This window comes from Pseudochrobactrum sp. B5, assembly GCF_001939785.1.
Lineage (GTDB): Bacteria > Pseudomonadota > Alphaproteobacteria > Rhizobiales > Rhizobiaceae > Pseudochrobactrum > Pseudochrobactrum saccharolyticum.
The window spans coordinates 1-13,365 of record NZ_MOYL01000001.1; the positions used below are offsets into that span (position 1 = coordinate 1).

The following is a 13,365-nucleotide window of genomic DNA, read 5'->3' on the forward strand; positions in this document are numbered from 1 at the left end:
CAACCAATCTCAGGGGCGAAGCTCTCTGCCGCTAGCAGCGCCGCCGCCCTCGTTGTGTCGCTATATAGACCCCACTCTCCCAAACTGTCAACACGACTTTTCAAAAAAATTACACAAATCGCAAACTTTCTTTCCACAGGGAAAACTTCGAATTTTATGCAATCATTAACCAATGATTGGGTGGTTGTGGAATGGAGATTCTATTTATATATAGCAGAGCATATTAATGCTGGCTGCCGAGCCGCTCCATCTCCGCTTCCGACAGACCTAAGCTCTGGCCGATCTCATGCAGCAATATATGACCGATGATCTCGCCGAGCGTTTCCGTATTCTCGCTCCAGTAATCCAGAATAGCGCGACGATATAATGTCAGCACTTCTGGGCCTTCCTGCGCGCGCAAATGAAACCGCTCTCCGACACCCCGCCCCTCAAAGAGACATAGAATGTCATAAGGCGTATCCAGATCCAGATCTTCCATAACCTGTTCATCCGGAAAATCGGCCACTTCAATACGAATCTGCGGGCTGAGCGCACGAAACTCATCCGGCATATGCGCATACGCATTCAATGCCAGTGATTTCAGTTCGTCTACAGACGGGGCAAGCCGTGTTGCCCAATCTCCGCTCAGATCAGTCTGAACCATTGTTCCCGTCTTTCTGCCCCGCTTATTATACAGCAGGTAGTCCAAAATTGATTCCATAAAAAAACCACGCTGACAGCCATCTGCAGCGTGGTTTCAAAACTGATATAGGCATTTATCCTGTAAATGCCAAGTGAGCCTTATTTTAAAGGCTCAGGCCCACGGACGGCTTGCAGAATTCTTCTTCTCGAAAACTGAAATATTATCCGCTTTTTCCATTGTCAGGCCGATATCATCCAAACCATTGAGCATACAATGGCGTTTGAACTCATCCAGCTCAAAAGCAATTGAGCCACCGTCTGGGCCGGAAATTGCCATCCCCTCAAGATCAACCGTCAGCGTGGCATTGGCACCACGCGAAGCATCGTCCATCAGCTTATCAAGATCTTCCTGAGAAACTTTGATTGGCAAAATGCCGTTCTTGAAACAGTTATTATAGAAGATATCCGCAAAAGATGTGGAGATCACGCAGCGGATGCCGAAATCCAGCAAAGCCCAAGGCGCGTGCTCGCGGGATGAGCCACAGCCAAAATTATCACCGGCCACCAGAATCTGTGCATTGCGGTAAGCAGGTTTGTTCAGAACGAAATCCGGATTTTCGGAACCGTCCTCATTAAAACGCATTTCCGCGAATAGACCTTTACCAAGACCTGTACGCTTGATTGTCTTCAGATAATCCTTAGGGATAATCATATCCGTATCGATATTGATGATCGGCAACGGAGCGGCAACGCCGGTAAGCTTGGTAAATTTTTCCATCGGTCTCGTAACCTGTAAGTCAAAATGCTTTTCTCATTGTGCTTTACACCAGCTTTTTGCAGAGTCAAAGGCCTGAAATCCAAGCGAAGTGCCGCACCATGACAATAATGCGCCCCTCAACCCCAAAGGCAACTACCTTTTCATTGATTGCCTATGATATTCAATTCAAACAATATCCTGTCATTTTTGGCTGGTTTTCAGATCAAAAATAACACGAACATCTTTGTCAGGGAGAAATTCTGAGTGACACTTTATCAGCCGCGCCGTGCCGTGCTTTATGTTCCGGCCAGCCATCAGAAAGCCCTCGCCAAAAGCACACAACTACAGCCCGATGCCATTATATATGACCTTGAAGACTCTGTTGCCGAGCAAATGAAGCATGAAGCGCGTGATAATCTGCGCGCACATTTTCAGGAACAACACCAAACAGAACAAAGCCCGCTAAAAGCTATCCGTATCAACAGTCTTGCCACGCAATGGGGTGAGGATGATCTGAAACTGGCAGCAGAACTCAAAACTGAGGCTATTGTTCTGCCGAAAACAGAAACGCCGCAACAGGTGATAGATGCTGCCCGCAAGCTTGATGATTATGATGCACCGGAGCCCCTCGGCATCTGGGCAATGATTGAAACGCCGCGCGGTATTCTCAATGCGGATGAAATTGCACGGCTGGCGCAGAAATCCGCTGCACGCCTCAAATGTTTCATCGTCGGCACCAATGATATTGCTCTGAGCACTGGCGTTAAAACCACCAACCAGCGCAGCGCATTACTGCCATGGATGATGCAGATTATTCTCGCAGCCCGTGCGGGTGGTATTGATGTATTGGACGGTGTTTATAATAATTTTCAGGATCAGGAAGGCTTCAAAGCCGAGTGCGAACAAGGAGCAATGCTTGGTTTCGACGGCAAAACACTGATCCATCCTTCCCAGATTGAAACCGCTTTGAACAGCTATTCCTCAACTGCCGAAGAAGCCGCATGGGCAAATCAGGTAATTGCTGCTTTTAATCTGCCGGAAAATGCTGCCAAAGGTGCCATCTCTCTGAATGGCTCTATGGTCGAGCAATTACATATTCGTCAGGCAGAACGCGTCCTTGCGCGTGCGCGCTGATTCTTCTTTCTGCAAACTACAGGAGTTTCCTATGCAGCTTTATCGTTTCCTCACCGGTCCGGATGATTCTTCCTTTTGTCATCGCGTTACTGAAGCCCTGAACAAAGGCTGGATGCTCTATGGCTCACCAAGCCACAGCTATAATGCCGAAGAAAAGAAGATGTATTGCGGTCAGGCTGTAACCAAGACCGTTGAAGGTCATGAATATTCGCCGGATATCAAACTCGGCAGCTTCTAAAAATGAAAGCCCCTGCATATCTTGCAGGGGCTTAATTTACACGTATTAAAGGCCGCGCTTTTCGATCATAGCCTGCGGGCTTGGCATCCGGCCACGGAATGTTTTGTACAATTCCTCCGGATCTTTGGAACCACCCGCCGCATAAATATGGGTCTTCAGCTTTTCTGCCAGATCGGCATTGAACACATCGCCGCTTTCTTCAAAAGCCGCAAAAGCATCGGCGTCCAGCACTTCCGACCACATATAAGAATAGTATCCGGCCGAATATCCGTCACCGCTGAACACATGCAGGAAATGCGGGGTACGATGGCGCATAATAATCGCGTCCGGCATATCCAGTTTTTTCAGAACTTCCGCTTCAAAAACCAGCGGGTCAGTCACAGGCTTGTCACTGGTATGGAATGCCATATCGACCAGCGCCGATGAGGTGAACTCCACCGTGTTGAAACCGGCATTGAAAGTGGCGGCTTTCAGCACTTTATCAATCAGATCCTGCGGGATTGTCTCACCGGTTTTATAATGAGTAGCGAATTTCTCCAGCACCGGACGCTCTGTCAGCCAATGTTCATAGAGCTGGGACGGCAATTCGACAAAATCACGTGAGACTGCAGTGCCGGAAATCGCTGGCCATGTCACATCACTCAGCAATCCGTGCAGGGCATGGCCGAATTCGTGGAACAGTGTATGCGCATCATCGAGCGACAACAGTGCCACCTCGCCTTTCGGCGGCTTGGCGAAGTTCATCACATTATAAATGATCGGTGGCTGACCACCATCCAGACGATGAGACGACTGCAAAGCGCTCATCCATGCGCCGGAGCGTTTGCTCTGACGGGCAAAGTAGTCACCCAAGAACAGGCCGCGTCGTGAACCATCCGCGTTGAATACTTCCCACACACGCACATCCGGATGCCATGTCTGAATATCCTGATGTTCTTTGAATGTCAGGCCGAACAGACGTGTTGCCACATCAAAAGCTGCTTCAATAATTTTATTGAGCTGCAGATACGGCTTGAGATCGCCTTCATCAAAAGCGAAGCGCTCGGCACGCAGTTTTTCTGCATAATAACGCCAGTCCCAACCGGCTACCGGATGATTAAGCCCCTCACCGGTAATCAGCTTTTCAAGATCAGCCTGCTCTTCCGATGCGCGCTGTTTGGCTTTATCCCAAACCGGCATCAGCAAATCCATCACCGCATCGGGTGTTTTGGCCATTGTGTCATCAAGCTTGAACGCAGCGAAATTTGCATAGCCGAGCAGCTTTGCCTTTTCATCACGTAAGGCAACAATCTCTGTTACCAAAGTCCGGTTATCAGTCTCACCACCATTTTCACCGCGCTTTGCCCATGCTTCATAGGCTTTTTCACGCAAATGACGAACAGAGGAGAAGGTCAGTAACGGCTCAACAATCGCGCGGGAAAGCGTAACCGCCCATGCATCTTCACGGCCGCGCTCTTCAGCCGCCGCTTTCATCGCAGCCCGCAACTGCTCCGGCAGACCGGCAAGCTCTGCCTCATCAGTAATAAACAACGCCCATGATGCTTCGTCTTTTAACACATTCTGGCCAAAACCGGCACCAAGACCGGCGAGCTTTTCATTAATATCGGCCAGTCGTGCCTTGTCCTGTGCATTCAGTTTAGCGCCGTTACGCACAAAGCCTTTCCAGCTCTTTTCCAGCACACGCAGAGTTTCTGTATCCAGCCCAAGCTTGGCACGGCTCTGATAAAGCGCATCAAGGCGGGCAAACAGCGCTTCATTCATCATGATGCGCGAGTGATGGCGGGACATTCTCGGCGCGACTTCACGCTCCAGCGCCTGAATATCCTCATTGGTATGGGCACCGGTGCGCATCCAGAAAATCGCGGCAATATGGGAAAGATCACGGCCGGAAAGCTGCAAAGCTTTCAGCGTATTCTCAATTGTCGGCGCATCAGGATTCTGCAGAACGGCTTCCACATCCGCCCAGTCTTTTTCCAAAGCGATATCAAAAGCCGCTTTGAAATCCGCATCACTGAATTTACTGAAATCCGGCAAACCAAGCGGACCGCTCCACTGGCTGAGTGCTGAATAGGCGGGCGTCATCTGATTGTCCTGCGGCATGTTTCGCGGTCTCCGGTTTGCAGAATTGCATTTCAAACATTTAAGCAGCCCGCTTATCCGCCACAAGTGATTTATGCGGATAATTGACCGGTTTGAAAATAAATAGTAAGGAAACCTTATTATAAGGATGACTTACAATGTTTGCAGGAAAATCCTACGATCCCGATAGTTTCGGTTTCGTTGTCTATGATATCAGCCGGCTTTTCAGCCTTGAGCGCGAACGCAAGATCGTTGCCGCAGGTCTTGAACTCACGGCTTTCGAGTCACGGACACTGGTTCATGTTGCGCGTTATCAGCCAGCCCGCCAGTCTGTCCTCGCCGAGAGTATGAATATTGAAGCGATGACCCTGTCCGGCTATCTCGACAGGCTGGAAAATCGTGGCTTGCTGCGCCGTGAGCCTGATCCCGATGACCGTCGTGCCAAACTGATTTTTCTCAATGATACAGCCGTGCCGGTTCTGGATGAGCTGAAACGTATTGCGAAAGAAACCATCGCCGATGCTTCACAGGCGCTGCCGCCGGAAGAGTGGCAGAGATTTTTGAATAATCTTCTGACCGTCCGCGCACATTTAAGACAACTCAATCAGGAAAACCGGAAAAGCTGACCCGGTTATCCGCAATTTAGCTCCCAACCATAAAGCATGCCGCTATGCCCGATTCATCACCCCGCGAAAAAACATCCCCGCTTGTCATTATGTCCGAGCGCCGCGTTGGCATTATCGGCGGCTTTCTTGCCGCCATCGGCCCGCTGGCAATGTCACTTTATACACCGGCGATGCCGGAAATTGTCTCGGATTTCGGCACCACAGAAGCAGCAGTTAAACTGACCCTGACCGCCTATTTCGGCGGCTTTTGTTTTGCCCAGCTGATCTGCGGCCCCTTATCAGACGGCTATGGCCGAAAACCGATCACTATTCTTTTCATGTCTGTCTATCTGGCAGCCAGTGTGCTGGCATTGTTTGCTCCGACGATTGAGATCATGGTGCTGGCACGCCTGTTACAGGGAGTGGGTGCAGCGGTCGGCGTTACCATGTCCCGCGCGATTGTCCGCGATCTGTTTACCAGCGACCGCTCGGCGCGGGTGATGAACCTGATCGGCATCGTGCTGTCCGTCGGCCCTGCCATCGGCCCGACACTTGGCGGGCTGACCCTGGAATTTCTCGGCTGGCATGCGATCTTTCTGGTAATGATCCTGCAAGGGGCAGCCGTCATTCTCATGATGTTGCTGTTTGTACAGGAAACCGGCAAGCCCGATCCTTCCCGTGTCCGGCCACGGGCACTTGTGCAATCCTATTTCAGCCTGCTCAAAACCCCGCATTTCCTGTTTGCCAGTCTGGTGCTTACCGGCGCTACCGGTGCGCTCTATACATCAGCCACCATCATGCCCTTTATTCTTATGACGCGTGTGGGACTGTCACCGAGCACTTTCGGCATGGGGATGTTGTTACAAACTGCTTTCTATATTTCAGGCGGCATTATTTACCGCATCCTGATGCAGCGCGTGACCGTTTTCCAGATGTCCTGCATCGGGTTGCTCTGCACCGGCTCCGCCAGTATCCTGCTCGCTGTGTTGCTGCGCATTTATGAACCGGGCTATCTGCTGGTAATGCTGCCGATGGGGCTTTACGTGATGGGCATTGCCTTTCTCACGCCGCAGATGACAACGGCAGCCATGGCACCTTTTCCGAAAATTGCCGGTTCGGCTTCCGCTTTGATGGGCTTCTTCCAGATGGGCGGTGGTCTGGTCGGCGGCATCATCTCGGCCTCTATGGGCGATCCGGTTATCGCCATGGCAACATTATTGCCGCTGATGGGATTACTGTCATTAATCAGCTATATAATGTGGAACAGGTTCAAACTGCCTCTGGCCCCTACTTTGGAGCATCCGATTACCCCTGAAAAATCTGCAGACCGGTAAAGTCAGACTCTCATAGAATTGTCAGGCAAAAACAGCAGGGTTGACAAGCGCGGCCCGAGAGCACAAAACACGCCCAGACCATCAGGTCTGATTTTAACCGGAGTTTTACTCTTATGCCCAGCGACAGTCACAGTCGATTGTTTATGCCGTCAATGGCAGATCTGACCTGATCGCAGGAGCGATTGGTTTGTCACGATCTGCCATGACGGCGGATCGACAGAGAGGCAAACCAATGAACAACAATAACAGCACCTTCCGTGCTGCTCTCGATACAACGAATCTTGCAATCTCCGCGCTGCTTGAGCAGATCGGCCAATTGCGTACTGGTGATGCTGTTGAACTGATTAACGAGCTTGATCTCGACGATCAGGTCACTTTATTCCGCAGCATTTCAACCGAACAGGCTGTTCTTTTTCTGGATCAGCCGGAACTGCATTATGCAGACCAAATCATTGACAGTCTGGATAACGGACGCGCCGCAGAGATCCTGAACGGCATGTCTGCAGACCGCGCCACTGATATTTTCCATGATCTGGACTGGCCGTCCCGCAACCGTCTGTTTTCAGTTCTTTCACCGGAAACCAAAACCGCGCTTAAAAAACTGATGGGCTATCCGGCCGATACCGCCGGTGGTCTGATGACAACGGAATTTATCGCTGTGCCATCCACATGGACAGTCGAACAGACTTTAGCTCATATCCGGCAGGTCGAGCGCTCCCGTGAAACGGTCTATGCCATCTATGTTGAAAATCCGGAAACCCGCATTTTACAGCATGTGGTATCACTGCGCCGTCTCATCACCGCCAATCCGCAAGCCGGCATTGCAGAAGTCGGCCGTGATCAGGAACCGCTGACAATTCCGCCAATGATGGATCAGGAAGAAGTCGCACGTCTGTTCCGCAAGCACGATCTTCTGGCAATTCCTGTTGTGGACGAACAGCACCATCTGATCGGAATTGTCACCGTGGACGATGTGCTGGACGCCATGACCGAAGAAACTTCGGAAGATGCCTATAAATTCTGTGGTATGGAGGCTTTCACCAAGCCTTATATGCAGATCAGCTTCTTTGAAATGCTGCGTAAACGCGGCGGCTGGCTTTGCATTTTGTTCTTGAGTGAAATGCTTACGGCCAGTGCCATGCAGCATTTTGAAGTGGAACTGGAAAAAGCCATCGTTCTGGCACTGTTCATTCCGCTGATTATGAGCTCCGGCGGCAATTCCGGCTCGCAGGCCACATCCCTGCTGATCCGTGCCTTAGCATTGCAGGATCTCAAACTCGGTGACTGGTGGCGTGTGGCACTGCGCGAAATACCAACAGGTCTGGCGCTGGGCTCCATGCTAGGCTTGATCGGCTTTGTCCGTATCGCAATCTGGCAGAAAACCGGCCTCTATGATTACGGTGAGCATTGGGTGCTGATTGGCATCACAATTGCCGTGGCCCTAATCGGTATTGTGCTGTTCGGCTCTCTCTCCGGCTCGATGCTGCCGTTTGTTCTGCAGCGTCTCGGTCTTGATCCGGCCAGCGCCTCTGCACCTTTTGTGGCCACACTTGTCGATGTGATGGGCTTGGTCATCTATTTCAGTGTTGCGGTTATTTTCCTCACCGGAACACTGCTTTAAGCTCGGAAGAGGCCGGAATTTTCCGGCCTTTTTCTTATGCTGAAAATGTCCGTCAGGCTTTTTATGCAGTCAGTGCACAGCAGCAATGAGATATGCAATATGCTAAAATCAGCCCGCCCCCTTTTAAAATTGGCGAAAAACCTGTAAGAGCGCCCCATTATCTGCGGCGTTCACGAGGGATATCCTTAAGCGTCCCAACCCCCTATTCAGAGTGATAACTCAATGCAATTGCGCAACATCGCGATCATCGCACACGTTGACCACGGCAAAACGACCCTGGTTGACGAACTTCTGAAACAGTCCGGTGTATTCCGCGACAATCAACGCGTTACCGAACGCATGATGGACTCCGGTGATATCGAGCGCGAGCGCGGCATCACCATTCTTGCCAAGGCAACTTCCGCTGTCTGGAAAGATACACGCATCAATATCGTTGATACTCCGGGCCACGCCGACTTCGGCGGTGAGGTTGAGCGTATCCTTTCGATGGTTGACGGTGTTGTTGTTCTCGTTGACTCCGCTGAAGGCCCGATGCCTCAGACCAAATTCGTGGTCGGTAAAGCCCTGAAGCTTGGCCTGCGTCCTATCGTTGCGATCAACAAGATCGACCGTCCGGATGGCCGTCATGAAGAAGTCATCAACGAAGTTTTCGACATGTTCGCAGCGCTCGATGCGACTGACGAACAGCTCGACTTCCCGATCCTTTACGGTTCAGGCCGTAACGGCTGGATGGCAGAAAATCCGGAAGGTCCAAGCGATCAGGGTCTGGCACCGCTTTACGATCTGATCGTCAAGCACGTTCCGGCACCAAAGGTTGCTGAAGGCCCGTTCTCGATGATCGGTACCATTCTGGAATCTGATCCGTTTCTCGGCCGCATCATTACCGGTCGTATCCATTCCGGTACTTTGAAGCCGAACCAGTCGGTTAAAGTGCTCAGTCAGGACGGTAAACTGCTGGAAAACGGTCGTATTTCCAAGATCCTCGCTTTCCGTGGTCTGGAACGTACTGCCATTGAAGAAGGTGTGGCAGGCGATATCGTTGCTATTGCCGGTCTTTCCAAAGGCACCGTGGCTGACACATTCTGCGACCCTTCAATCAACGAAGCCATGAAGGCTCAGCCGATTGATCCGCCGACCGTTACCATGTCCTTCATCGTGAATGACAGCCCGCTGGCCGGCACCGAAGGTGACAAAGTTACCAGCCGTGTTATCCGCGACCGTCTGCTGAAAGAAGCTGAAGGTTCGGTTGCTCTGCGCATCGAAGAATCCGAAGACAAAGATTCGTTCTATGTTTCCGGCCGCGGCGAATTGCAGCTGGCTGTTCTCATCGAAAACATGCGTCGTGAAGGCTTCGAACTGAGCATTTCCCGTCCGCGCGTTGTGATGCACAAAGACGAAGACGGCAATCTGCTGGAACCGGTAGAAGAAGTCGTTATCGACGTTGACGAAGAATATTCCGGTACTGTTGTTCAGAAAATGTCTGAACGCAAAGCGGAAATGGTTGAGCTGCGTCCATCCGGCGGCAACCGCGTTCGTCTGGTATTCTTTGCACCGACCCGCGGTCTGATCGGTTATCAGTCTGAACTGATGACTGACACACGTGGTACAGCGATCATGAACCGTCTGTTCCACGAATATCAGCAGCACAAAGGCGAAATCGGCGGACGTAACAACGGCGTGCTGATCTCCAATGATCAGGGCGAATCGGTTGCCTATGCAATGTTCAACCTTGAAGACCGCGGCCCGATGATTATCGACGCCGGTACCAAAGTTTATCAGGGCATGATCGTTGGTATTCATACCCGCGACAACGATCTGGAAGTTAACGTGCTGAAAGGCAAGAAGCTGACCAACATGCGCGCATCCGGTAAGGATGAAGCTGTTAAGCTGACCCCGCCGATCCGCATGACTCTGGAACGCGCTCTGTCCTGGATTCAGGATGACGAACTGATGGAAGTAACACCAAAATCCATCCGTCTGCGTAAACTCTATCTGGATCCGAATGAACGCAAGCGTTTCTCGAAGTCCAAAGGCATGTAATCTTGCTTAAAAAGAAAACGGCGCTTAAAGCGCCGTTTTTTTATTCCCTGAAGAACTCAAGGCCGGTTATTTAACAACCAGAACCGGTATTTTGCTCAGTGACAGAACTTCTGCTGCCTGACTGCCCAGCAAAAGCTTGTTCATGCCACGGCGGCCATGCGATGCAACCACAATCAGTTCAGCCTGATGGGTCTCGGCAGCTTCAACAATACCCACAGCCGGTGACTGATTTTCAATATGCAGACCTTCAACAGTCACACCGGCATCGCGCGCTTTGGCGATCGCCTGCTGCACAATGGCTTTGGCCTGCTCTGCCATGGAGGTGCGGTATTCTTCAAAAATTTCAGGTGAAGTGCTCAGACCCGGCGCTACAACAATGCCGTAGCTCGGAAACAGATCCGTTACAGTCAGCACTGTAATTTTAGCGGAAAGTTCTTTGGCCAGACCAATTGCCTGTTCCAGCCCTTTATTGGCAAGCTCCGAACCATCAGTCGCCACTAAAATATGTTTATACATGTTCTCGTCTTTCCCTTTTACAGCATCCGCCGGAATGCACCCTGTCTATTATATGTGTGTTTCTGTTCCGGTTTTTCAATCGGCATTGCCACAAACACGCAATATTCAGAATAGACTCCTGTGAGACACATCATAATATAAATCTAAGAATGAACAGGCCAAATTACATTGATCAGGATCAAAATGATTGTGATTTCCCGCATCGGAAAAAGCCTGAAAACTATATGGAATTTGCTGAACTGCGACTCCCGCCCCGCCCTCATGCTATAAAATAATTCTAATATTTCACATTGATAGAATAATATTCTAAGTTACCCCTGCATTCTGGAAGCCTGCTTCTATAATCCTGAACGGTCAGGCTCTATGCTTTGCGAAAAGATCAGGAGATTTGGTATGAGCGATTCTAACAAACCAGGCCGCGGCCGTATTTATTCTTCTATTATTGATACAATCGGCAACACACCGCTTGTCCGTGCGGATAAATTTGCCCGCGAAAACGGCGTGGTCGCCAATCTTCTCGTTAAACTCGAATTCTTTAACCCGCTGGCCAGTGTCAAAGACCGTATTGGTCTGGCTATGATTGAAAGCCTTGAAGCTGAAGGCAAAGCTGTTCCGGGTAAAACCGTATTTATCGAGCCGACATCCGGTAATACCGGTATCGCACTGGCTTTTGCCGCCGCCGCCAAAGGCTACAGCCTGATTCTCACCATGCCTGAAACCATGTCGATTGAGCGCCGTAAATTGCTCAAATTGCTGGGTGCGGAACTGGTGCTGACCGAAGGCGCAAAAGGCATGAAAGGTGCGATTGCCAAAGCGGAAGAACTGGCTGCAGGCAATCCGAACGCAATTATTCCGCAGCAGTTTGAAAATGCCGCGAATCCGGAAATTCACCGCAAAACAACAGCGGAAGAAATCTGGAATGACACCAATGGTGAAGCGGATATTCTGGTTTCCGGCATCGGTACCGGCGGCACGATCACCGGTGTTGGTCAGGTGCTGAAAGCCCGCAAGCCGTCATTCAAGGTCGTCGCGGTTGAACCAAAGGATTCGCCGGTGCTTTCCGGTGGCAATCCGGGGCCTCATAAAATTCAGGGCATCGGCGCAGGCTTCGCGCCAAAAACATTGGATACCGGTGTTTATGATGAGATCATTCAGGTCGCCAATGAAGATGCATTCGCGTTTGCACGCCAGATCGCCAAAGTTGAAGGTATTCCGGTCGGTATCTCTTCCGGTGCGGCACTGAAAGCTGCAGTGGAAGTCGGCAAACGTACGGAAAATAAAGGCAAAAACATTGTCGTTATTATTCCGTCCTTTGCCGAGCGTTATCTCTCAACCGCTCTGTTCGACGGGCTTGATGCCTGATTTGCCTGCTTAACACCATCAGCGATAAAACCGGCGCAATCGTGCCGGTTTTTTTATGTCGCTCTTTGGGTTCCGGTTCAAAAGCGTTCCGGTAAATATAAAACCACAACAAACGAATGCTTTGTCACCCATGCCCGATTCAGCAGATCAGGCACTGGTCTCTCAGATGCAGTCTCTTTCATCACGCAAAATTCATATCAGAAAAATATCCGGTTCTGTTAAATGGGAAACAAGAATCGAACCGTACGGTTTAATACACTTGACCTATGTTTCAGTTCGTTTACTTCAGGAAAATACAAAAAAGATTTCACGTGAAACGCAAACAATCCAAGCGCAGAGCAACTGATCTATGACAGACAAACTTTCTGAACCATCTTTAACGCTGCCATTTCTGGCGCCTGTTTATGCCCGTTTTCATGATATTGCCTATGCAGTGATGCGTGCGGCCAGCGGCGGTATCATGGCTTTCTTCGGTTGGGAGAAGCTTTTCAACGGCGACATGCCACGCGATATCGAATTGTTTCAGCAACTGGGGCTGGAACCGGCAATCCCTTTGGCCTATTTCACCAGTATTCTTGAATTTATAGGGGGCATAGCCATAGCAATCGGCCTGTTCACCCGCCCCCTCGCTTTCATGCTCTTCATACAGATGATTGTTATTCTGGTGATGGTGATGATCCCGCGCGGCAGCGGTTTCCAGCTTTCTACCGTCTGGTTCGGTGTCTTCATGTATCTGAGCGTAGCTGGCAGCGGACGCCTGTCGCTGGATCGCCTGATCGGCAAACAGTTCTGAAATACAAAAGCCGGCTCATGAGCCGGCTTTATTCATTTTCAGTTGACCGGATCTGGGAGCTATCCGGAAAACAGTAAAGTCAATGCGCCATGCACCCAGCGGGCGCACAGGGATCGCTTTAGTGCGAATGACGGGCAGCACAGGCCGGACCCGGGCCACGCATATAATGGCGTTCCGGACGATAGCTTGGTGCCAGAAACTCGCGAATAACTTTAAAAATTTGACGAAACTGAACGATCAGACCCATCACACTACACCCTGATTA

At 50.7% G+C, this 13,365-nt stretch carries 13 protein-coding genes; 8 read left to right on the forward strand and 5 right to left on the reverse strand.

Features of this window, described 5'->3' with window-relative positions; genetic code table 11:
- Nucleotides 1-223: 223 nt before the first annotated feature.
- Together BKD14_RS00005 and leuD are read right to left on the reverse strand one after the other, a co-directional pair.
- On the reverse strand, nucleotides 224-643 hold the full coding sequence (locus BKD14_RS00005) for a metallopeptidase family protein (RefSeq protein WP_022709610.1): 420 nt from the start codon (nucleotides 641-643) through the stop codon (nucleotides 224-226).
- Nucleotides 644-793: 150 nt separating this feature from the next.
- Nucleotides 794-1,399: a 3-isopropylmalate dehydratase small subunit gene (gene leuD, locus BKD14_RS00010; protein ID WP_022709609.1), complete on the reverse strand. Its 606-nt coding sequence runs from the start codon at nucleotides 1,397-1,399 to the stop codon at nucleotides 794-796.
- 243 nt (nucleotides 1,400-1,642) lie between these two features.
- Here leuD and BKD14_RS00015 point away from each other — a divergent pair, with 243 nt between their 5' ends.
- Nucleotides 1,643-2,512, forward strand: a complete 870-nt coding sequence (locus tag BKD14_RS00015; protein WP_075653786.1) for a CoA ester lyase — start codon at nucleotides 1,643-1,645, stop codon at nucleotides 2,510-2,512.
- Nucleotides 2,513-2,543: 31 nt separating this feature from the next.
- Nucleotides 2,544-2,750: a DUF1737 domain-containing protein gene (locus BKD14_RS00020; protein WP_022709608.1), complete on the forward strand. Its 207-nt coding sequence runs from the start codon at nucleotides 2,544-2,546 to the stop codon at nucleotides 2,748-2,750.
- A gap of 45 nt (nucleotides 2,751-2,795) precedes the next feature.
- On the opposite strand, the gene BKD14_RS00025 is transcribed toward BKD14_RS00020, so the two are convergent.
- Entirely contained in the window at nucleotides 2,796-4,832 is a 2,037-nt protein-coding gene (locus BKD14_RS00025; RefSeq protein ID WP_075654691.1) for a M3 family metallopeptidase, read from the reverse strand.
- A gap of 155 nt (nucleotides 4,833-4,987) precedes the next feature.
- Between BKD14_RS00025 and BKD14_RS00030 the strand changes: the two genes are divergently transcribed.
- The 4 genes from BKD14_RS00030 (at nucleotide 4,988) to typA (ending at nucleotide 10,429) form a co-directional block, all read left to right on the forward strand.
- On the forward strand, nucleotides 4,988-5,455 hold the full coding sequence (locus tag BKD14_RS00030; protein WP_022709451.1) for a MarR family winged helix-turn-helix transcriptional regulator: 468 nt from the start codon (nucleotides 4,988-4,990) through the stop codon (nucleotides 5,453-5,455).
- A 44-nt stretch (nucleotides 5,456-5,499) separates the two neighbouring features.
- Nucleotides 5,500-6,768, forward strand: a complete 1,269-nt coding sequence (locus BKD14_RS00035; RefSeq protein ID WP_022709450.1) for a multidrug effflux MFS transporter — start codon at nucleotides 5,500-5,502, stop codon at nucleotides 6,766-6,768.
- Nucleotides 6,769-7,000: 232 nt separating this feature from the next.
- Nucleotides 7,001-8,389 carry a magnesium transporter gene (gene mgtE, locus BKD14_RS00040; RefSeq protein ID WP_075653788.1) on the forward strand — a complete coding sequence of 463 codons (1,389 nt, stop codon included), beginning with the start codon at nucleotides 7,001-7,003 and terminating at the stop codon, nucleotides 8,387-8,389.
- A 222-nt stretch (nucleotides 8,390-8,611) separates the two neighbouring features.
- Nucleotides 8,612-10,429: a translational GTPase TypA gene (typA, locus tag BKD14_RS00045; protein WP_075653790.1), complete on the forward strand. Its 1,818-nt coding sequence runs from the start codon at nucleotides 8,612-8,614 to the stop codon at nucleotides 10,427-10,429.
- 66 nt (nucleotides 10,430-10,495) lie between these two features.
- Here typA and BKD14_RS00050 read toward each other — a convergent pair whose 3' ends face one another.
- On the reverse strand, nucleotides 10,496-10,945 hold the full coding sequence (locus BKD14_RS00050) for a universal stress protein (protein ID WP_022709763.1): 450 nt from the start codon (nucleotides 10,943-10,945) through the stop codon (nucleotides 10,496-10,498).
- 393 nt (nucleotides 10,946-11,338) lie between these two features.
- On the opposite strand from BKD14_RS00050, the gene cysK reads away from it, so the two are divergent.
- Nucleotides 11,339-12,307 carry a cysteine synthase A gene (gene cysK, locus BKD14_RS00055; protein WP_075653792.1) on the forward strand — a complete coding sequence of 323 codons (969 nt, stop codon included), beginning with the start codon at nucleotides 11,339-11,341 and terminating at the stop codon, nucleotides 12,305-12,307.
- A 349-nt stretch (nucleotides 12,308-12,656) separates the two neighbouring features.
- Complete coding sequence (locus tag BKD14_RS00060; protein WP_075653794.1) at nucleotides 12,657-13,100, forward strand: DoxX family protein; 444 nt, start codon at nucleotides 12,657-12,659, stop codon at nucleotides 13,098-13,100.
- A 118-nt stretch (nucleotides 13,101-13,218) separates the two neighbouring features.
- On the opposite strand, the gene BKD14_RS19640 is transcribed toward BKD14_RS00060, so the two are convergent.
- A complete protein-coding gene (locus tag BKD14_RS19640) occupies nucleotides 13,219-13,347 on the reverse strand; it encodes a hypothetical protein (protein WP_022709365.1) in 129 nt (42 codons plus the stop codon).
- Nucleotides 13,348-13,365: the final 18 nt, after the last annotated feature.